A 20,935-nucleotide genomic window follows, 5' to 3' on the forward strand; every position below is an offset into this window, starting at 1 on the left:
CGGGACCGGCTTACAGCTGCGCGCCGAGCAGGACGTCGGCCACCAGATGGCCGCCGGAGAGGCGCACCGGCACCGCGCCCTGGCGCAGCATGCGCGCCACGGCGTGGTCGCCATCGCCGGGCCGCACGTCCACCGCGCGCACCGCTTCGGGCACCAGCAAGACTTCGAAGCCTTCCTTGATGCCGTCCAGGACGGTGTTGAGCACGCAGTAATCGGTGGCCAGTCCGCACACGGCGACGCGCGAGATGCCGCGCCGGCGCATGGCGTCGGCCAGGCCGGTGCCGCTGAAGGCGGAATAGGCGTCCACCTCGGCCGTGTCGGCCTTGGAGACGATGATGGTGTCGTCGCGCAGCTGGAGCGCGGGACTGAAGCGCGCGCCTTCGGTGCCGGCCACGCAGTGCGGCGGCCAGGGGCCGCCCTGGGCGCCGAAGGAGCAATGTTCGGGAGGATGCCAGTCGCGCGAAGCGTAGACCGGCAGGCGCCGCGCATGGTAGAGATCGATCAGCGTGTTGATCGGCGCGACGACGCGGTCGCCCTGGGGTACCCCAAGGCTGCCGCCCGGCAGGAAGTCGAGCTGCATGTCGACGATCAGGAGGGCGTCGGCCTGGCCGAGCACGATGGCGCTCATTGAAGATCTCCGCAATGATTGGGCAGTTGCGCATGTGGGCGCACCGGATGGCGCGCCCACTTGCCTAGCTTACCACGTTGCCGCCGCAGCGGCGGTGCTTCAAGCCTGTGCCGCCGGGTTCAGCAGCGAGCGCTGGCGCGCATAGCCGAAGTACACCACCAGGCCGATCAGCAGCCAGACGATGAAGGCGACCCAGGTATGCCAGCTCAGGAAGGACATCAGGGCCAGGCAGAACACGACGGCCAGGGCCGGGATCACCGGCACGCCCGGGCAGCGGAAGGCGCGGTGCAGGTCCGGACGGTTCTTGCGCAGGATGATGACGGCCACCGACACCAGCGAGAAGGCGGCCAGGGTGCCGATGTTGACCAGCTCGGCCAGCACGCCCAGCGGCACCACGGCGGCGATCAGACCGAAGATGATGCCGACCATCCAGGTGGCGAAGAACGGGGTGCCGTATTTCGGGTGCACCTTCGACAGCTTCTTCGGCAGCAGGCCGTCGCGCGACATGGCGAACAGGATGCGGGTCTGGCCGTAGGCCATCACCAGGATCACGGTGCTCATGCCCAGGATCGCCGCCAGGTCGACGAAGCCGGCGACCCAGTTCTGGCCGGCGACCTGCAGGGCCAGCGAGACCGGGTGGTCGATGCCCTTGAAGTCCATGAAGGGAACGATGCCGGTCATGATCGCCGCCACCGCCACGTACAGCACGGTGCAGACGGCCAGCGAACCGATGATGCCGATCGGCAGGTCCTTGCTCGGATTCTTGACTTCCTCGGCGGCCGAGGTGACGGCGTCGAAGCCGATGAAGGCGAAGAACACCAGTGCGGCCGCGCTCATCACGCCACCCATGCCGAAGGGCATGAACGGCTGCCAGTTATCCGGCTTGACGTAGTTGACGCCGACAAAGATGAACAGCAGCACGACGCCGGTCTTGATCAGCACCATGATGTTGTTCAGGCGGGCCGATTCGCGCACGCCCAGCGACAGCAGGAAGGTCAGGACCATCATGATCAGGAAGGCCGGCAGGTTGAACATGGTGTTCACGCCCGGGATCGCGCCCGGCGCGCCGCGCAGCGCCTCCGGCAGCACCACGCCGATGCCCTTGAGCAGCGACTGGAAGTAGCCCGACCAGCCCACGGCCACGGTCGAGGTGGCCAGGCCGTACTCGAGCAGCAGGTCCCAGCCGATCATCCAGGCCACCAGCTCGCCCAGGGTAGCGTAGCTATAGGTGTAAATCGAGCCGGCGACCGGCACGGTCGAGGCGAATTCGGCATAGCACAGGGCGGCGAAGGCGCAGGCCAGGGCCGCGATGACGAAGGAGACGGTCAGCGCGGGGCCGGCGGTGACGGCGCCCGTGCCGGTGAGCACGAAGATACCGGTGCCGACGATGGCGCCGATGCCCATCAGGACGAGGTCGAAAGGACCCAGGACTTTCTTCAGTCCGCCAGGGGTGCGGGCAGCCGCCACCATGGTGTCAAGATTCTTGGTTCTGAAAAGACTCACTACATGTTCTCCAATCAAAAAATAGTTTGGTTCCGCGTCTTGTCCTTATTGCCACGCCACAGTTCATGCGACGCCGCTATGCGACATGCGTTGGGTGCCACGCATGCCCGACCCGAAACCGCCTGTGCAAGCGCCCGCAGGATGCCGGATTTTTTGCAGACGCGCCATTATCGCCAGAATGTTGTTAGGAATCAAAGCAAAGTGATGAATAGGCTTCAATTCTTCGATGAATAGTCCAAAACGGGTCGTTGTGTAAACACCCTCCGTCAGGAATCTTGCTTGCTTTCCACAGATCAAGCTTTCATAATGGATGGACACATTTCGGCCCGCCGGCCACCGCCCTCAGGATAGCCGGCACAGCTCACCCACCAACCAGCCCGGCAGCCACCGCCACCAGATGAAGATTCGACAGCCCAAGCCTGGGGCGACGCGAGCGCTCCGTGCGCTGCACCGGGCCGGTCCGTCCGGGCTGTTGGCCCTTGCCCTGACCCTGCCCCTGCCTCTATCCGCCTACGCCGCCGAGCCCGAGCAGCGCTTGCGCGAACTGGCGGAGCTGTCCGAGCGCAGCAACGTCAAGGCGCGCGCGGCCCTGCTGGCCGAAGCGGACGCCCTGCACGACGCCGCTCCCTATGCGGTCCGCATCCAGTACCTGCGCCTGCTGCGCCGGGTCCAGAACGACGCCGGCAAGCTGCGCGAGGCCTACGAGGTCAACGAACGCATCATGCAGCTGGCCGAGGCGGAACGCGACCCGGTGAATATCGCCCTGGCGAGCCTGGTGCGCATCAACCGCCAGCTGGACAGCAACGAACCGGTGGCCGCCCTGGCCCTGCTGGAAACCCTGGACGCGCGCTACCGCGACCTGGGCAACCTGGAATTCGCTGCCAGTTTCGAGGTCGTCACCGGCATGGCCTACAACGCCATGGGCCAGTTCGACCGCGCGCTCCACCATTACCTGCGCGGGCTGGAGATCGTCCAGCGCCATCCGGAGCTGTGGAGCCCGCGCGAAGTCGACATCCGCCTGGCGATGGCGCGCCTGTACGTGAATTCCGGCGACCCCGACAAGGCGCTCGAGACCACACGCGAATTCCGCGCCGCCCATCGCAACCTCCCTGCGCGTGTCGCCGCCTCGCTGCATTTCTTCGAGGGCCGCGCCCTGGTGGCGGCCAAGCGCATCGAAGAAGCCCTGGTCTCCTTCGACCAGGCGCTCACACTAGCCCGCGGCAACGAATTGCGCGCGCTGGAAGCCAATGTGCTCGGCAATATCGCCGACGCCCACCTCAAGGTCCACCGCTACGAGGCTGCCGAGCGCGTCGCGCGCGAGGCGCTGCCGCTGGCCCAGCAGATCCAGGAACAATCCAGCCTGCAGATGGCCAAGGCCAACCTGGGCTTCGCCCTGTTCGGCCAGGGACGCATGCGCGAAGGCATGGTCTACATCGACGAGGTGGGTGCGGCGCTGCGCGACAAGGGCGCGATGGCGGCGGTGGCGAACCTGCTGGCGGAAAAGTCGCAGGCGCTGGAAAAGGCCGCGATGTACCGCGAAGCCCTGGCCACCACGCGCGAGCGCGACAAGCTGCAGGCTGAACTGGCCATGGACGACCGCAACAAGGCCATCTCGGCCCTGCAGGAACAGTTCAAGGCCAAGGAGCGCGGGGCCCAGATCGACCGCCTGCGCCAGGAAAACGCCGTCAAGGATGCCGAGATCCGCAACCGCAGCCTGCGCCAGGTGGTCGCCTGGCTGGCGGCGGCGCTCGGCCTGGTGCTGTCCGGCTTCGTATTCTTCCTGTACAAGAAGTCGGTGCGCACCAGCCGGCGCCTGGCGGAACTCAACGAGGAACTCGCCTACCGCTCGGCCCACGATCCGCTGACCGGCCTGTACAACCGCCGCTCGTTCCAGGAACGGATGCGCCTGCGCGCCGAGGAGGAAGCGGCGCGCCTGGACGCCGCCGACTGCTTCACCCTGCTCGACATCGACCACTTCAAGCGCATCAACGACGTCTACGGCCATGCGGCCGGCGACGCCGTGCTGATCGAAGTCGGACGCCGGCTGCGGCTGGCGGTGCGCGAATCGGACATGGTGCTGCGCTGGGGCGGCGAGGAATTCCTGGTGTATTCGCAAGGCGTGACGCCGGCCCAGCGCCCGCTGCTGGTGCAGCGCATCCTGCACACCATCGGCGCGACGCCGGTACTGCTCGAGAACGGCGCCGTGATCGACATCAGCGCAACCGCGGGCGCGGTCTCGCTGCCCCTGGAAGCGGACGGCGGCAACGTCGGCTGGGAACAGGCCATCGCACTGGCCGACCGGGCCCTCTACAAGGGCAAGGAAAGCGGACGCAATCGCGGCTTCATCGTCGAGGGCTTGCGCGAGGCCGGCGCCGATGCGCCCGATGCACTCGACATGCAGCTGGTCCTGCCCTGAGCGGGCGGCGCCGCTTTCGCCCTTCCCCTCGTTACATCGTCACATCGCGCGCAATAGCGCCTTGCGTTCCACGATCGCCACCACGGCCTGCACCAGCACGGCCGGGCGCAGCGGCTTGGCCAGGTATTCGTCGAAGCCCGCCTCCAGGGCCCTGAGCTGGTCTTCCTTGCGCGAGAACGCCGTCAGGGCAATGGCCGGCACGCTCGCCGCCTGCGCGTCGCGCAGGGAGCGCACCTGGCGGATCAGCTCGAAGCCATCCATCAGGGGCATGCCGATATCGCTGATCAGGAGATCGGGCCGGTGGCGCTCGACGCTGCGCAGCGCTTCCTGTGCGCTCATGGCCGAGAGCACGGTGATCCTGGTGTCGGCCAGCACCTGCTGTACCAGTTCCAGCGAATCGAGCTCGTCGTCCACCACCAGGACGCTCAGACCGGCGAGGTCGACTGAAGCGTTGCCGCCACCATAGAGGCTGCGTACTTCGGCCACGGTCGCGGGCAGGACTTCCTGCGGCGCCGGCGGCAGGTGCAGGGTGAAGGTGGCGCCCTGGTCGACGCCCGGACTGGACACGCTGATGGTGCCGCCGTGCAGCTCCACCAGCTGGCGCGCGATGGACAGGCCGAGGCCAAGGCCGCCATGGCGGCGCGCCGACGAAGCGTCCGCCTGGCGGAAGCGGTCGAACACGTAAGGCAGGAAATCGGGGGCGATGCCGATGCCGGTGTCGGTGACGTCGATCGCCACGCCCTCGTCTTCGCGGCGCAGCGCGATCGTGATCTTACCGCCAGGCTCGGTGAACTTGATCGCGTTGGAAATCAGGTTGGACATGACCTGCTGCATGCGGCCGATATCGCCGGCGACCAGGCCGGCGTCGGGGTCCAGCACGGTGGTGAGCTGGATGCGCTTGGCCATGGCGGCCGGGCGCGCGGTCTCCACCGCCGCCAGCACGAATTCTCCGGGCGATATCGACTTGGCGTCGAGACGGACCTTGCCGGCGATCAGGCGGCTCATGTCGAGCATGTCCTCGATCAGCTGCGACTGGGCGCGCGCATTGCGTTCGATGGTCTCCAGGCCGCGCCGCAGCATCGCCTCGTCGCGGGCGCCCTGCAGCAGCAGCTGGGACCAGCCGAGCATGGCGTTCAGCGGGGTGCGCAGCTCGTGCGACAGCGTGGCCAGGAATTCGTCCTTGAGCTGGTTGAGCTGCTCCGCCTCCACCCTCGCCTTCTGCTCGCGCAGGAAGAGCTGCTGGCGCTCGGCGGCGGTTTCCAGCGAAGCCGCCAGGGTGCGGTTGCGCGCTTCCAGGCGCGCGTCGAAGATGGCGGCCAGCAGCGCGATGGTGAGCAGCGCGACGGTCGCCACCGTGACCAGCAGCGCCAGGTGGTCCTGGTCGACGCCATCGACGGCGGCGCGGCACACGCTGCCCGCCTCGAAATGGGCCGCCGCCATGCCGGTGTAATGCATGCCGGCGATCGCGAAACCCATCACCGTGGCGGCGCCGCCCTGGGCCAGGCGCGGAAAGCGCAGGTTCTCGTTCAGCCGGAAGGCGATCCACAGCGCCATGGCGGAGGCCCCGATGGCGATCGCGACCGAAGCCGCGAACAGCCAGGGATCGTAGGTGATCGGAGGGTCCATGCGCATGCCGGTCATGCCGGTGTAGTGCATGGCGTTGATGCCCAGGCCCATCAGCAGCGCCCCCCAGGCCAGGTGGCGCCCGCCGATCCGGCGGTGGCGCAGCTGCCACAAGGCGAGGCCGGAGACGATCACCGGCAGCAGCCAGGAAATGAAGGTGATGCGGCTGTCGTAGGCAATGGGGATGGGCAGCCGGAAGGCCAGCATGCCGATGAAGTGCATGGCCCAGATGCCGCTGCCCATGGCGAAGGCACCGCCCGCGATCCAGAAATACGGTGCGCGGCCTTGGGATTCCTTGACGCGCATGGCGAGGCTGAGCGCCGTGTAGGACGCCATGATCGCTACCAGGATCGACACCAGTACCAGGAAGGGTTCGTAATGGCCGTTCAAGATGAAATCTCGTCCGTTGTGGTTTGCCGGCGTGCCCCGACTGCCGGATTTGTCCGCGCTTCGAGTCTACACGAGCGATACAGAGTTGGCAGAGAGCAAATCGTATTGAATTGTCGTCCTTTTTACGACAGGCACGCCATGCTGAAAAACGAAAAGCCACGCTGGTGCGTGGCTTTTCGTTTTTCAGCGCGAAGCTGAAGAATTCTGGTGGGAAGTGCAAGTTTCGAACTTGCGACCCCTGCAGTGTGAATGCAGTGCTCTACCCCTGAGCTAACCTCCCGAGCGGCGCTATTATGACACAAACGCCAACTTATGCCAAATAGCAATTTCATGCCAAAGCAGACAAATCCGCGGACTGAAATGAAACAGGCCAGCACGAAGCTGGCCTGTCGAATTCTGGTGGGAAGTGCAAGTTTCGAACTTGCGACCCCTGCAGTGTGAATGCAGTGCTCTACCCCTGAGCTAACCTCCCAAAGCGAGGCGTATTATGGCACAGATTGCGCCTTTCGTCACCCCTGCGGAGAATAATTTCTCCACACACAGCTGCCTTTGACGTTCTTGTCGAGGCCGGCCAATACTTCTTCGTGGGTCGCGAGTTCGTCCGCGGACGCCGCCACCACGATGATCTCGCCCAGCGGCACGGCTTCCAGCAGCTCGCCGCCAGCACTCGCTTCGACCTCGACATCCATGGTCAGCGAATTCTGGCCGCGCGTCATCGCCAGGTAGACATCGGCCAGCAGCTCGGCGTCCAGCAATGCGCCGTGCAGCTTGCGGTGGGCGTTCGAGATTTCGTAGCGGTCGCACAGCGCATCCAGCGAGTTGCGCTTGCCCGGATGGAGTTCCTTGGCCTGCACCAGGGTGTCGATCACGCTGCTGCAGTGCTCGACGAAGGGCGGCAGGCCGAGGCGCACGAACTCGTGGTTCAGGAAGCCCAGGTCGAAAGGCGCGTTGTGGATGATGACCTCGGCGTCCTGGATGTAGGCGCGCAGTTCCTCGGCGATCTCGTGGAACTTCGGCTTGTCGCTCAGGAACTCGGTGGTCAGGCCGTGCACCGCCAGCGCCGCCTCATCGGAATCGCGTTCCGGGTTGATGTAGCGATGGAAGTTGTTGCCGGTCAGCTTGCGGTTGAAGATCTCGACGCAGCCGACCTCGATGACGCGGTCGCCCGTGCGGGGATTCAGGCCGGTGGTTTCGGTATCGAGAACGATCTGGCGCATATGGAATACTGATGAGTACTGATGAGTTATAGCGGAGCGCAGTATAGCAAACCGCGGGCGGCTCAGCGACGCACCGAGGCAACACCCCGGTTCGCCAGCACGTCGGCGCGTTCGTTGCCCGGATGGCCGTTGTGCCCGCGCACCCAGCGCCATTCGACGGCGTGCTGCTGCTGCGCCAGGTCGAGCGCCTTCCACAGGTCGTCGTTCTTGACCGGCTCCCTGGTCGAGGTCTTCCAGCCGCGCGCCTTCCAGCCGTGGATCCATTCCGAGATCCCCTTCTGGACATACTGGCTGTCGGTGTGGAGCACGACATTGCACGGGCGGTTGAGTACGCCCAGCGCCTCGATCACGGCGCGCAGCTCCATGCGGTTGTTGGTGGTATTGGTCTCGCCGCCGAAGATTTCCTTCTCGTGGCCGTTGGAGACGAGCAGCGCGCCCCATCCGCCCGTGCCCGGGTTGCCCTTGCAGGCGCCGTCCGTGAAAATCTCGACCTTGGTAAGCTTGTCTGCTGCTTTATTCTGTTCTTCGTTCATTCTCTGTTCGCGGCCGGCACTGCTTGCGGCCGCTTGCTCGTTTTCTTGTTCCATGCGGGTCCGATGATGTGCATGCCCTTGACCCGCTTGATCGCATGCACGACGTAGACCGCGCCCAGGTAGGGCCACCAGCGGCGCCCGGCGGACTCCAGCATGGAGAACCGGCTCAGCCAGTGCGCCGTCCGGCACGGCGGCGCGTAGCAGCCGAAATGGCTGCGGGTCACGCCAAGGTTCAGCAATTTTAGCCAGTCTTTCAGCCGCGGCATAGAAATGAATTCGCCGGAGGCCGGCAGGTAGTCGTTGCGGGTGACGCGGGCCACGCCCTGGCGCATGCCCCACAGGCTGGCCGGATTGAAGCCGCAGATGATCACCTGCCCTTCCGGAATCAGGACCCGCTCGACCTCGCGCAGCACCTGGTGCGGCTCGGCAGCGAACTCCAGCACATGCGGCAGCACCACCAGGTCGATGCTCTGCGAGGCGAAGGGCAGCTCGGCGAAGTCGAGGGCGACCGCGATTTGCTTGCCGCCCGCCGCGAAGGCGAGTTCGTCCGCGGTCGAGGTGCGCGTGGCCGCCTGCCACTTGTTGGGCATGCGGTTGGCGGCCAGCGCATCCAGCTGGGGCACGCCGATCTGCAGCGCATTGAAGCCGAAAATGTCCGCAGTCAGCTCGTCCAGGCAGGCCTGTTCGAAGGCGCGCACGTAAGCGCCCGCCTGCGATTGCAGCCAGAGGTCGAGCGCTATAATGGATTTTTCGGCGCTGTCCATGCCATCCTTCTCTATACTGATCCCACCATGACGAATTCGCCGAGCAAGGCCCAGGACCTCACCGTTCTCACTATACCCGCCTTCAACGACAACTACCTCTGGCTGATCCACGACGGCGTCCATGCCGCTGTCGTCGACCCGGGCGACGCCCGGCCTATCCGCGACGCGCTCGCCGCGAACGGGCTGACCCTGACCGCCATTCTACTCACCCATCACCATGCTGACCATATCGGCGGCGTTCCCGCCCTGCTGGCGGAAGCGCCGGTGCCGGTCTACGGCCCGCGCCACGACGGCATCGCCGAGGTCACCCATCCGCTCGACGAAGGGGACCGGATGCGGGTGCCGGGCCTGGATCTGGAGCTCGAGGTGCTGGCGGTGCCGGGCCATACGCGCGGCCACATCGCCTACGTGCGGCGCAAGGGCGACGCCGCCGAGGGCGCCAACTGGGTGTTCTGCGGCGATACCTTGTTTGCGGGAGGCTGCGGACGCCTGTTCGAGGGCACGCCGGAGCAGATGACGGCCTCGCTCGCCAAGCTGGCGGCGCTGCCTGACGATACGCTCGTGTATTGCGCGCACGAATATACGATAGCGAACCTGCGCTTTGCCCAGGCGGTGGAGCCGGACAACCAGGCGGTGGCCTTGCGCATGCGCGATGCATCGGAACGGCGCGGCACCCGCCTGCCGACTGTGCCCTCGACGATCGGGCTGGAGCGCGGGACGAATCCCTTCCTGCGCTATACCGAGCCGGGCATCGTGCACAGCCTGGTGACGGCCGGAAGGCTGCCGGCGGGCGCGCCGCCGGTGCAGGCCTTCGCGGCCCTGAGGGAGTGGAAGAACGTGTTCTGAATCACGCGGGATGAACGGCCAAGGCCGTTCATCCCAGGCGCATCAGATTTCTTCGTACAGCGGCAGGGTCAGGAACTCGGCGAAGGTTTCCGAGGTCGACATCTGCTCGAAGATCTCGGCGGCACGCACATAGCTCGGGTTGTCGCCGTTCGGCGCGACCTGCTTCACCTTGGCCAGTTCCTCTGGGATCATGGCGCGCACCATGTCGGCCGTGACCTTGCGGCCGTCTTCCAGCACACCCTTCGGTGTGCGGATCCACTGCCACACCTGCGAGCGGCTGATCTCGGCGGTGGCGGCGTCTTCCATCAGGTTGTGGATCGGGACGCAGCCGTTACCGGCCAGCCAGGCGCCCAGGTAGTGGATGCCGACGTTGATGTTGTAGCGCAGGCCGTCTTCGGTGATCGGGGTCTCGGGCTTGAAGTCCAGCAGTTCCCTGGCCGTGACTTCGACGTCCGGACGCTGCTTGTCGATCTGGTTCGGACGGTCGCCCAGCACCTTGGTAAATTCGGTCATGGCCAGCTCCACCAGGCCCGGGTGTGCGACCCAGCCGCCGTCGTAGCCGTCGCTCGCGTCGCGCGCCTTGTCGCTGCGCACGCCGCCCATCGCGACTTCGTTCTTGGCCGGGTCGTTCTTGATCGGGATCAGGGCCGCCATGCCGCCGATCGCCGGCGCGCCGCGCTTGTGGCAGGTCTTGAGCAGCAGCAGCGCGTAGGCGCGCATGAAGGGCGAGGTCATGGTGACCTTGGCGCGGTCGGCCAGGCAGAAGTCCTTGTCCAGCTTGAACTTCTTGATGCACGAGAAGATGTAGTCCCAGCGGCCCGCATTCAGGCCGGCGCTGTGCTCGCGCAGCTCGTACAGGATCTCGTCCATTTCGAAGGCGGCGAGGATGGTCTCGATCAGCACGGTGGCCTTGATCGTGCCTTGCGGCAGGCCCAGTTCGTTCTGGGTCATGACGAAGATGTCGTTCCACAGGCGCGCCTCGAGGTGCGACTCCATCTTCGGCAGGTAGAAGTAAGGGCCGGCGCCGCGCGCCAGCTGCTCCTTGGCGTTGTGGAACATGAAGAGCGCGAAGTCGAAGATGCCGCCCGAGACGCGCTTGCCGTCGACCAGCACGTGCTTCTCGTCCAGGTGCCAGCCGCGCGGGCGCACCACCAGGGTGGCGACCTTGTCGTTCAGCTTGTAGGTCTTGCCGTTCTGCTCGAGCGAGATGGTCTTGCGCACGGCGTCCATCATGTTGATCTGGCCGGTGAGCTGGTTGTCCCAGTTCGGGGTGTTCGAATCCTCGAAGTCGGTCATGTAGCTGTCGGCGCCCGAGTTCAGCGCATTGATGACCATCTTGCGCTCGACCGGGCCGGTGATTTCGACGCGGCGGCATTCGAGGGCCTTCGGAATCGGGGCGATCTTCCAGTCGCTTGTGCGGATGTGGGCGGTATCCGGACGGAAGTCCGGACGCTCGCCGGCGTCCAGGCGGCGGGCGCGCTCGGCGCGGGCCGCCAGCAGCTCCTGGCGGCGCGGCTCGAAGGCGCGCGACAGCTTGGCGACGAGTTCGAGTGCCTGCGGCGTGAGGATCTGTTCGTACCCGGGCTTGATCTCGGCCCGGATTTCCATACCGGCGGGGGTGGCGATGGTCATACTTGACTCCTGGATGAAAGAAAAAAATCTTTTGCAAACTGCCAGATCAAGCCAGTCTACACCGGCTTGGCGTTTGTCATACCTTCAAGTATATTCACCAGAACATAGCTAAACGATACAATTTCTCACTACATCTGTGCGTTTTTGATAGGTAATCAGAAGAGATGGACAAGTTCAGGCAGATCGAGACCTTCGTCGAAGTGGTGGCGCGCGGCAGCTTGTCGGCCGCGGCGCGCGCGGAAGGCATTGCCCCGGCCATGATCGGGCGCAGGCTCGACGCGCTGGAAGCGCGCCTCGGCGTCAAGCTGCTGCAGCGGACCACGCGCAAGCTGGTCCTGACCGACGAAGGCGCGGCCTTCCTCGAAGATTGCCAGCGTATCCTCGACGAACTGGACGAGGCCGAGAACGCGGCCTCGGAACGCAGCGCGCGCGCCACCGGCCATCTGCTGGTGTCGGCCCCGGCGGGCTTCGGCCGCCAGCACGTGGCGCCCTTGCTGCCCTCCTTCCTGGCCGAGCATCGCGAGGTCACCGTCAACCTGAACCTGAACGACCGGGTGGTCGATGTGGTGGGCGAAGGCGTGGACGTGGCGATCCGCATCGCCAGCCTCAACGACTCGAGCCTGGTGGGCGTGAAGCTCGCGGACAACCACCGCGTCGTGGTGGCCACGCCGGCCTACCTCAAGCGCCATGGCAGGCCCCAGGCCCTCGCCGACCTGGCGCGCCACAACTGCCTGGCGATCAGCAGCGAAGGCAGCCAGCGCGGCTGGACCTTCCTCGACAAGGGCAAGCCGGTGACGCTCAAGGTAGGCGGAAACATGGTGTGCAACGACGGCGCGGTGCTGCACGCCTGGGCGCTGGCCGGCAAGGGACTGGCCTGGCGCTCGATGTGGGAAGTGGGCGGACAGATCGCCAGCGGCGAACTCTGTACGGTACTCGACGAATACGCTGCGCCGGGCAACGATATCTATGCGGTCTTTGCGCAGCGCCGGCATTTGCCCTTGCGCATCAGGACCTTCGTCGATTTCCTGCGCCGCTCTTACGCGCAGCCGGACTATTGGCGGCACCGGTGACGCCGAGCTGGCCGTAGGGTTGGCGGCTATGCCGCCGGCGCGTTCCACACATGTCCGCACGGCCACGCGAGCGCTGGTTAAACGCGTCGGCGGCGGAGCCGCCAACCCAAGCGGCGCCCGATCGCGCAATGCGTACAGGCAAAAAAAATCCCCGGCAATTCCGGGGATTTTGTGGATCGCAGCGTATGCGATCAGTGCATTACAGCGGCTGGATGTTCGCTGCTTGCTTGCCCTTCGGGCCGGTGGTCACGTCGAACGAGACGCGCTGGTTTTCCTGCAGCGACTTGAAGCCGGCGCTCTGGATAGCCGAGAAGTGCGCGAACAGATCTTCGCCGCCTTCATCCGGGGTGATGAAGCCGAAACCCTTCGAATCATTGAACCATTTTACGATGCCAGTTGCCATTACAATTTCCTATTTCAGTTAAGTTGGGCTTGCGCCCGTTTAAGATCGTTTGAAGAAGCAAGAAAGGAATGACAGACAGACTGCACTACTACCTCGAACCCAACGATCCCGTATTATACCGAATAAAAACAGGGTATGCCCTATTCGTGAAATAAAAAATCGAAGAACCCGCAACATTCCGCAAATCAACGAATTGGCGCGGCGATTTTTTATATTCGGCTTTACGTGAATATAGGGGAATGAGCAGGCCAAATGTTTGCGCTGAATCAAATTTGGCCGGATAGGACACTTGCGCGGCGGCCTTGCGCCGCCGCGGGTTTCAGCTAAGCGATTTCGGATCGCGCCGCGCGTCGAGGATGAAGCGCTCCAGCTCGCCGAGCCAGTCCTGCCAGTCCGCAGCCGCCACCGACTCGAAGGTCTGCAGCACGCGCAGGCGCTGCTCGAGGGTGCGTGCATGCTGGCCCAGGCCGCGGTAGCCGAAGGTGGCGGCGGAGCCGGCCACCGTGTGCAGCATGGCCTGCAGTTCGCCGGCCGCCTCGGCCGGCGCGGCCGGGTCGAGCTGGCCGGCCAGCATGGCGAGGCGGTCCAGCGTGCCCGGCAGCGTACTGGCGAACTTGTCGTTCAGCGCGGCCAGGCGCGCGAAGAACTGCTGGTCGGCCGGATGCGCCATCGCCTCGCCCTGCCGCCTTACTTGGTGCCGAAGATGCGGTCGCCCGCGTCGCCCAGGCCCGGCACGATGTAGGCGTCGTCGTTCAGGTGCGAGTCGAGCGAAGCCACGTACACCTTCACGTTCGGATGCGCCTTCTGGAACACCGCGATGCCTTCCGGCGCGGCCACCAGGGCCAGGAACAGGATCTGCTCGTCCGGCACGCCGCGCTTCTTGAGCACGTCGACGGCATGCACCGCCGAATTGCCGGTGGCGACCATCGGGTCGCACAGGATGAAGGTACGGTCGGTCACGTCCGGCAGGCGCACCAGGTATTCGACCGGCTCATGGGTGTCCGGGTCGCGGAACACGCCGATGTGGCCGACGCGCGCCGACGGCACCAGTTCCAGCAGGCCGTCGCTCATGCCGATGCCGGCGCGCAGGATCGGCACCACGGCCAGCTTCTTGCCCGCGATGACCGGCGCATCGATGGTGACCAGCGGGGTGGTGATCTGGCGCGTGGTCAGCGGCAGGTCGCGCGTGATCTCGTAGCCCATCAGGAGCGTGATCTCGCGCAGCAGCTCGCGGAAGGTGCGGGTCGAGGTGTCGTGCTCGCGCATGTGCGACAGCTTGTGCTGGATCAGCGGGTGGTTCAGGATGAACAGGTTCGGAAAACGCGGGTCTTGTTTCATGGTCGGCTTGGAAGGTCGGTGTAAAGCTGAGGCGGTTCGCTCAATGTGCGCAGCATTATCCCAGCCGCGCGGCCCTTTGTCGAAGAAATAATTGTGGCGGGTGCGCCGGAGCGCCGCCGCCAGCCGCCTTCAAACCGGCAGCGCCCGCTCCAGGATCGCCGCGCAGTCCGTCCCGCCCGGCAGCCGCCCGAAGGCGCCGCCGACGTCCTGCGCAATGCGCGAGGTGACGAAGGCGCCGGCCACGAAAGGCGGCGCATGGCGCAGCAGCAGTGCGCCCTGGACCGCCAGCACCAGCCGCTCGGCCAGCTTGCGGGCGCCGAATTCGTCCTGCACCCTGGCCGGCAGCTCGTCCAGCAGGCGCCCGGCGTAGGCGGCGAAGCGCGCATCCAGTCCCGCCGCCGGCATCAGCTCGGCCGCCAGGGCCTCGCGCGCCGCCGAGGGCGACTTGCCGATCGCGCGCAGTACGTCCAGGCACATGACGTTGCCCGAGCCCTCCCAGATCGAATTCACCGGGAATTCGCGGTACAGCCTGGCCAGCGGGCCGTCTTCGACATAGCCGTTGCCGCCCATGACTTCCATCGCCTCGGCGCCGAACACGGGGCCGCGCTTGCAGATCCAGTACTTGCCGGCCGGGGTCAGGATGCGGGCCAGCAGCGCCTGCTGCGGATCGTCCAGCTGGTCGTAGCAGCGCGCCAGGCGCAGCGCGAAGGCCGTCGCCGCTTCCGATTCCAGCGCCAGGTCGGCCAGCACGTTCTGCATCAGGGGCTGCTCGGCCAGCTTGCGCCCGAAGGCAGCGCGGCCGCGGGCGTGATGCAGCGCGTGGCACAGGGCCGCGCGCATGATGCCGGCGCTGCCCAGCACACAGTCGAGGCGGGTGTGGCTGCCCATTTCGAGGATGGTCGGGATGCCCCGCCCAGGCTGGCCGATCATCCAGCCGACCGCGTCCTGGAACTCGACTTCGGACGAGGCGTTCGAGCGGTTGCCCAGCTTGTCCTTGAGGCGCTGCACCCGGATCGCATTGCGGCTGCCGTCGGGCAGGAAGCGCGGCACAAAGAAGCAGGACAGGCCCGCGCTGCCCTCCTCGTCCAGTTGCGCCAGGATCAGGTGGGCGTCCGACTGCGGCACCGAGAAGAACCATTTGTGGCCGACGATGCGGTAGGCGCCCTCGCCTTCCTCGCCGAAGCGCGCCTGCGCTTCCGACGGCGGCATCTGCGCGGCGCGGGTGGTATTGGCGCGCACGTCGGTGCCGCCCTGCTTCTCGGTCATGCCCATGCCGATCAGGGCGCCGCGCTTCTGCTCGACCGGCAGCGAACGGGGATCGTAGTCGCGCGACAGGATCTTGGGCAGCCATGTGGCCGCGATGCGCGGATGGCGGCGCAGCGCGGGCACCGAGGCATAGGTCATGGTGACCGGGCACTGGGCCCCGTTCTCGAGCTGGCCGAACAGCAGGTACTGGGCCGCGCGCGCCACCTGGGCGCCCGGTCCGGCCTCCAGCCAGGGGGCCGCATGGGCGCCGGCGCCGATCATCATGCCCATCAGCTGGTGCCAGGCCGGATGGAACTCGACCTCGTCGACGCGCTTGCCGCTGCGGTCGTAGGCCACCAGGCGCGGCCCGTGCACATTGGCGAGGCGCGCCAGCTCCTGCGCCTCCGCGCTGCCGAGCCTTGCGCCGAGCGTTTCCAGCGCCGGCGCGGCCAAGCCGCCGCCCTCGCGCCGCAGCCCTTCCCGCAGGGCCGGGTCGCAGGCGTACAGGTTGGCCCCGACGAAAGGCGGCGCCTGGTTGAATACCTCATGGGTATCGAAAGCCGTAAGCCGGGTGTCCATCAGTGTCTCCTCACTGTTGCTTAGGCGTCGAGCCCTTTTTTTTTAAAGTGATGTTGCATGTAAGCATCAAACTCACCAACTGTCATTTTCTACTCAGCAAGAATAGGCGACAATGATGGCGTACGTACGCTTATCTATCCGACAAGCAGGCTAGCGCAAACGTTCATGCGTGGCAAGCCGCCTGTTCCAGCGCAAATCTCCGCTCAATGAGGCCAAGGCTTGTGTTTTTTAATGCCTTTTGGAATCTTTCGGTGATAGAGTCGCATGAGGTTTGGTAGACTTGCACGGTTTTGGACGGCATGTCGTGCACGTGCCAGCGATCAGAAGGCAACTATTTAACGATGCACACCAGTTTTTCCGCCGTGCCCCAGCCTCCGGCGCGCGCCCCGCTCCCGGCGGGGCTGCTCGACGGCCTGTTGGAGACCGCCGGCGACGCCGTATTCCGCATCACGTCGGGCGGCCAGATCCGCACGGCGAGCACGCGTGCGCAACGCCTTGGCGGAGTCGAAGCGGGACGTGCGCTGGTGTCGCTGGTCCACGAAGTCGACCAGCCGGCGCTGCGCAACGCCCTGGTGAACGCGGCCGGCAACATCGGTCCCGGCGACGCCGTTCCCGCCATCGTCGAAGCGCGCTTCCGCCTGGGCGAGCGCGACGTCTGGTACGAACTCCGCATCGCCCTGCTCGACACCGGCGACGACGCCCCGATCCTGGTCATCGGCCGCGACATGTCGGCCCAGCACGCCACCGAAGAGCGCCTGCGCCACATGGCGACCCACGACGCGCTCACCGAACTGCCCAACCGCGTCCTGCTGTCCGACCGCATCCGCATGGTGATCGCCAACGCGCGCCGTTCCGGCCAGGGCTTCTCGGTCGCCACCATCGGCCTGGACGGCTTCAAGAAGGTCAACGACGGGCTGGGCCACCCGATCGGCGACGCCGTGCTGCAGATGGCCGCCGGCCGCCTGCGCCGCACCCTGCGCGACAGCGACACCCTGGCCCGCGTGGGCGGCGACGAATTCGTCGCGGTCCTGCCGGGCACCTTCACCGACGCCCAGATCAAGCTGGTCACCGGCCGCCTGATGGCCACCCTGCAGTCGCCCTTCGAAGTGGGCGGCCACACGATCTACCTGGGCGCCTCGATCGGCATCTCGATCTACCCTGACCACGCCGAAGACGAAGTGCGCCTGGTGACCCTGGCCGACACCGCGATGTCGCGCGCCAAGGAAACCGGCAAGGCCCGCACGGTGCTCTACAGCCCGCGCGACCAGGGCCCGCCTGAACACGACATCTCGCTCGAGGCGGCGATGTTCAACGCCGTGCGCGAGGGTGAATTCCTGCTGTTCTACCAGCCCATCGTCGACGCCCGCACCCGCACCATCGAGGGCTTCGAGACCCTGATGCGCTGGAAGCACCCGACCCTGGGCATGGTGCCGCCGGGCCGCTTCATCCCGATCGCAGAAACCAACGGCCTGATCAACCTGCTGGGCGCCTGGGCGCTGAAGGCGGCCTGCATGCAGATCCGCCAGTTCCAGGAAGTGGCGGGCCGCGAACTCTACATCTCGGTCAACATCAGCCCGCGCCAGTTCCGCAGCGACCGCTTCCTGCAGGTCCTCGACGACGCCCTGGCCTTGTCCGGCACGCCCGGCCGCCAGCTGGTGCTCGAGATCACCGAGGGCACCCTGATGGTCGACCCGCTGCACGCCGAAGCGATCCTGGCCAAGATGGCCGAGCGCGAAGCGCGCATCGCGATCGACGACTTCGGCACGGGCTACTCCTCGCTGGCCTACCTCAAGCGCTTCCCGATCTCGGTCCTCAAGGTCGACCGCGCCTTCGTGAAGGACCTGCCGGAGGCCACCAAGGACGCCGCCATCTGCAACGCCGTGCTCGACCTGGCCAAGCACCTCGACCTGTCGGTCGTGGCCGAAGGCGTCGAGACCGAGGAACAGCTGTCCTGGCTCGATGGCCAGGGCGTGCATTACGTCCAGGGCTACCTCACGGGCAAGCCGATGCCGGCCAACGTGGCCGTGGCCGCCCTCAAGGAAAACCTTTACACCGCTCTCCTGCCTTCCGAAACCCGGACGGCCAAACCATGACGACACAAGCCGACACCGTGCGCTCGCCGAAGGGGGAAGCCACCCTCGCCCTGCTGTGGGAACGTATCCGCCGCCAGGGCGACATGCCTGGATTTACCAAGGCGATCAACGCCATCCTCGCCTCCATGCGCGGCGAGGACGAGCGCGAGTTCTCCATGACCCAGACCGTGCTGTCCGATCCCGTGCTCACCCAGAAGGTGCTGCGCCTCGCGAACAGCAGCATGTACTCGGCCTTCGGCCAGCGCATCAACACCGTCTCCAAGGCGGTGCTGGTGCTGGGGACGGAGGCCATCGGCCACCTGGCCCTGGGCCTGAAGCTGATCGAGGAACTCAGCCGCAGCACTCCGGACACCGAAGCCGCCCATATCGAGATGGAAAAGGCGGTGCTGGCCGGGATGGTGGCCCAGCAGGTGGCCGCCAGCGCGGCCACGCGCGACCCGGAGGAAGCGGTGGTCTGCTCGATCCTGCATTCGCTGGGCCGCATGATGATTACCTTCTACATGCCGGAGCGCTGGACCCAGATGCTCGAAGCCGCCGGCGCCGGGAAAGAAGAAACCGCCGCCGTGACCGTGCTCGGCATGTCGCTGGAAGAAATCGGCCGCGCCACCGCCGGCTACTGGGGCCTGCCGCGCAACCTGATCGCCGGCATGCGCCGCGTCGAACCGGCCGAGCGCGGCGAAGGCTTCGGCCACGACGAGTGGCTGGCCGCCCTGGGCACCATGTCGACCCTCGCCGCCGACGCCCTGTGGGCCGACGACGAAGCCGGCGCCGCGCGCGTGGCCACGCTGGCGGAGAGCTTCTCGCCGATGCTGGGCGTGGAGCCCACCGGCATCCTGGGCGCGATCGACAAGGCCAAGGCGAATGCGGCCTCGGACCTGTCCATCGCGCCGCTGGCCAAGCCGCTGGAAAAGCGCGCCAAGGAAGCCATGGCGACCCGCAAGCGCATGGCCGGCAACAAGATCCTGATGAGCGGCGTGGCCGACATGCGCGACGCCGGCCCGAACGCCACCGCCGGCCAGATGATTTCGATGGCGCTGGAGACGATGCACAACGGCCTGTCCTTCAGCCGTTCCTTCGCCTTCCTGCGCAACCGCCGCGACGGCAAGTACTCGGCGCGCATCGGCTTCGGCGAGGATGCCAAGGCGCTGCTGCCGAACCTGGCGTTCGACGACGTCTACGAGCCGAACGTCTTCCATGCGGCGCTCGGGAGCGACCGCGTGATCTTCATCGAGAACGCGCGCGACGCCAAGTTCGCGGCCAAGCTGCCGGGCTGGTGGAAAGGCACCCTGTCCGAGGCGCGCTGCTTCGTGGTGATCCCGCTGTGCGCGCACGGGCAGCCGGCGGGCTTCATCTACGGGGACTGGGACGACAGCTTCCCGTCGGTGATCCTGAGCCAGACGGAGTTTTCGCTGCTGAACGATTTGCGCGGGCTGGTGGTGCGCACCGTGGAGCGGCGGCATCAGCTGGAGGCGATTGCTACGCGGGTTTAATCGCGCGACGCTTGCAACTCGGCGTCCCCCTTGGCCGGAACCCAAGTTCGGTGAGCCGCCGCAAGCTTAGCCCAGCTTGGGCGTCGAAACCCGCACATCCCCGCACTGCGCCCGATTCATGAGCGCATGATCGATCAGCACCAGCGCCAGCATCGCCTCCGCGATCGGCGTCGCACGGATCCCCACGCAGGGATCGTGGCGCCCGAAGGTTTCCACCATCACCGGATTGCCCTGCTTGTCGATCGAGCGCCGCGGCGTGCGGATCGATGAGGTCGGCTTGATCGCGATCGACACCGTGATGTCCTGCCCCGTCGAGATCCCGCCCAGCACGCCGCCGGCGTTGTTCCCCACGAAGCCTTCCGGCGTCAGCTCGTCGCCGTGCTCCGAACCCTTCTGCGCCACCGAGCCGAAGCCCGCCCCGATTTCCACGCCCTTGACCGCGTTAATCCCCATCATCGCGTAGGCGATGTCGGCGTCGAGTTTGTCGTAGATCGGCTGGCCCAGGCCCACCGGCACCTTGCGCGCCACCACGTCGATGCGCGCGCCGATCGAATCGCCGGCGCGGCGCAGTTCGTCCATGGCGGCTTCCATGCGTGCGATCAGGTCCGCGTCGGACGTCGCCGCGAAGAAAGGATTCGCATGCACGTGCTCGAAGGATTCGAAGGGCACCGCGATATCGCCCAGCGCGCTCATGCAGCCAAAGAACTCGGTGCCGTACATTTCGCGCAGCCATTTCTTGGCCACCGCGCCCGCGCCCACCACCGGAGCCGTCAGGCGCGCCGAGGAACGGCCGCCGCCGCGCGGGTCGCGCACGCCGTATTTGTGCCAATAGGTGTAATCTGCGTGACCTGGACGGAAACTCTCGGCGATATTGCCGTAATCCTTGCTGCGCTGGTCCTCGTTCTGGATCAGCAAGGCGATCGGGGTGCCGGTGGTCACGCCCTCGTACACGCCCGACAGGATCTGGACACGGTCGGCTTCCTGGCGCTGGGTCACGTGGCGCGAGGTGCCGGGCTTGCGGCGGTCCAGCTCGGGCTGGATGTCGGCTTCGCTCAAGGCCAGGCCGGGCGGGCAGCCGTCGATGACGCAGCCGATGGCCGGGCCGTGCGACTCGCCGAAAGTGGTTACGGAAAACAGCTTGCCAAATGAGTTGCCGGACATGGTG

Annotated in this window: 17 protein-coding genes and 2 tRNA genes; 5 read left to right on the plus strand and 14 right to left on the minus strand. The window is 66.2% G+C overall.

The window, feature by feature from the left end; genetic code table 11:
- Positions 1-10: 10 nt before the first annotated feature.
- Positions 11-628, minus strand: a complete 618-nt coding sequence (locus KBW95_RS09490; RefSeq protein WP_211528112.1) for an isochorismatase family protein — start codon at positions 626-628, stop codon at positions 11-13.
- A gap of 99 nt (positions 629-727) precedes the next feature.
- The gene (locus KBW95_RS09495; protein WP_373888780.1) at positions 728-2,131 is read right to left on the minus strand and encodes an amino acid permease; all 1,404 of its coding nucleotides are present in this window, start codon (positions 2,129-2,131) and stop codon (positions 728-730) included.
- Positions 2,132-2,528: 397 nt separating this feature from the next.
- On the opposite strand from KBW95_RS09495, the gene KBW95_RS09500 reads away from it, so the two are divergent.
- Positions 2,529-4,547 carry a GGDEF domain-containing protein gene (locus KBW95_RS09500; protein ID WP_211522708.1) on the plus strand — a complete coding sequence of 673 codons (2,019 nt, stop codon included), beginning with the start codon at positions 2,529-2,531 and terminating at the stop codon, positions 4,545-4,547.
- Between the two features lie 39 nt (positions 4,548-4,586).
- On the opposite strand, the gene KBW95_RS09505 is transcribed toward KBW95_RS09500, so the two are convergent.
- The 6 genes from KBW95_RS09505 to KBW95_RS09530 all read right to left on the minus strand — a co-directional run bounded on the left by KBW95_RS09505 (position 4,587) and on the right by KBW95_RS09530 (position 9,074).
- Positions 4,587-6,560, minus strand: coding sequence for an MHYT domain-containing protein (locus KBW95_RS09505; RefSeq protein ID WP_211522707.1), 1,974 nt, complete (start codon positions 6,558-6,560; stop codon positions 4,587-4,589).
- A gap of 205 nt (positions 6,561-6,765) precedes the next feature.
- Positions 6,766-6,840 (minus strand) — tRNA-Val (locus tag KBW95_RS09510).
- Between the two features lie 117 nt (positions 6,841-6,957).
- Positions 6,958-7,032, minus strand: a tRNA-Val gene (locus KBW95_RS09515).
- 37 nt (positions 7,033-7,069) lie between these two features.
- Positions 7,070-7,777, minus strand: coding sequence for a DNA polymerase III subunit epsilon (gene dnaQ, locus KBW95_RS09520; RefSeq protein WP_211522706.1), 708 nt, complete (start codon positions 7,775-7,777; stop codon positions 7,070-7,072).
- 62 nt (positions 7,778-7,839) lie between these two features.
- Entirely contained in the window at positions 7,840-8,310 is a 471-nt protein-coding gene (gene rnhA, locus KBW95_RS09525; RefSeq protein WP_211528113.1) for a ribonuclease HI, read from the minus strand.
- Complete coding sequence (locus KBW95_RS09530; RefSeq protein WP_211522704.1) at positions 8,307-9,074, minus strand: class I SAM-dependent methyltransferase; 768 nt, start codon at positions 9,072-9,074, stop codon at positions 8,307-8,309. The genes rnhA and KBW95_RS09530 overlap by 4 nt, the downstream gene beginning before the upstream one ends.
- A 27-nt stretch (positions 9,075-9,101) precedes the next feature.
- On the opposite strand from KBW95_RS09530, the gene gloB reads away from it, so the two are divergent.
- The gene (gene gloB / locus KBW95_RS09535; protein WP_211528114.1) at positions 9,102-9,920 is read left to right on the plus strand and encodes a hydroxyacylglutathione hydrolase; all 819 of its coding nucleotides are present in this window, start codon (positions 9,102-9,104) and stop codon (positions 9,918-9,920) included.
- A 42-nt stretch (positions 9,921-9,962) separates the two neighbouring features.
- On the opposite strand, the gene aceB is transcribed toward gloB, so the two are convergent.
- Entirely contained in the window at positions 9,963-11,552 is a 1,590-nt protein-coding gene (gene aceB, locus KBW95_RS09540; protein WP_211528115.1) for a malate synthase A, read from the minus strand.
- Positions 11,553-11,716: 164 nt separating this feature from the next.
- Between aceB and KBW95_RS09545 the strand changes: the two genes are divergently transcribed.
- On the plus strand, positions 11,717-12,622 hold the full coding sequence (locus KBW95_RS09545) for a LysR family transcriptional regulator (protein ID WP_211522701.1): 906 nt from the start codon (positions 11,717-11,719) through the stop codon (positions 12,620-12,622).
- A gap of 199 nt (positions 12,623-12,821) precedes the next feature.
- Here the strand turns inward: KBW95_RS09545 and KBW95_RS09550 are convergent, their stop codons facing one another.
- The 4 genes from KBW95_RS09550 to KBW95_RS09565 form a co-directional block, all read right to left on the minus strand.
- The gene (locus KBW95_RS09550) at positions 12,822-13,025 is read right to left on the minus strand and encodes a cold-shock protein (protein ID WP_211521980.1); all 204 of its coding nucleotides are present in this window, start codon (positions 13,023-13,025) and stop codon (positions 12,822-12,824) included.
- Between the two features lie 319 nt (positions 13,026-13,344).
- A complete protein-coding gene (locus tag KBW95_RS09555) occupies positions 13,345-13,695 on the minus strand; it encodes an Hpt domain-containing protein (RefSeq protein WP_211522700.1) in 351 nt (116 codons plus the stop codon).
- Positions 13,696-13,712: 17 nt separating this feature from the next.
- Entirely contained in the window at positions 13,713-14,363 is a 651-nt protein-coding gene (gene upp / locus KBW95_RS09560) for a uracil phosphoribosyltransferase (protein ID WP_211522699.1), read from the minus strand.
- A 129-nt stretch (positions 14,364-14,492) separates the two neighbouring features.
- A complete protein-coding gene (locus KBW95_RS09565; RefSeq protein WP_211528116.1) occupies positions 14,493-16,187 on the minus strand; it encodes an isovaleryl-CoA dehydrogenase in 1,695 nt (564 codons plus the stop codon).
- Positions 16,188-16,528: 341 nt separating this feature from the next.
- Between KBW95_RS09565 and KBW95_RS09570 the strand changes: the two genes are divergently transcribed.
- Together KBW95_RS09570 and KBW95_RS09575 are read left to right on the plus strand one after the other, a co-directional pair.
- Positions 16,529-18,280, plus strand: a complete 1,752-nt coding sequence (locus tag KBW95_RS09570; RefSeq protein WP_211528117.1) for a bifunctional diguanylate cyclase/phosphodiesterase — start codon at positions 16,529-16,531, stop codon at positions 18,278-18,280.
- A complete protein-coding gene (locus tag KBW95_RS09575) occupies positions 18,277-19,770 on the plus strand; it encodes an HDOD domain-containing protein (protein ID WP_229429650.1) in 1,494 nt (497 codons plus the stop codon). Before KBW95_RS09570 ends, KBW95_RS09575 begins: the two co-directional genes overlap by 4 nt.
- A gap of 66 nt (positions 19,771-19,836) precedes the next feature.
- On the opposite strand, the gene aroC is transcribed toward KBW95_RS09575, so the two are convergent.
- Complete coding sequence (gene aroC / locus KBW95_RS09580; protein WP_211522696.1) at positions 19,837-20,931, minus strand: chorismate synthase; 1,095 nt, start codon at positions 20,929-20,931, stop codon at positions 19,837-19,839.
- Between the last annotated feature and the right edge of the window lie 4 nt (positions 20,932-20,935).

This window comes from Massilia sp. ZL223 (assembly GCF_018119395.1).
Classification (GTDB): Bacteria; Pseudomonadota; Gammaproteobacteria; order Burkholderiales; family Burkholderiaceae_D; genus Telluria.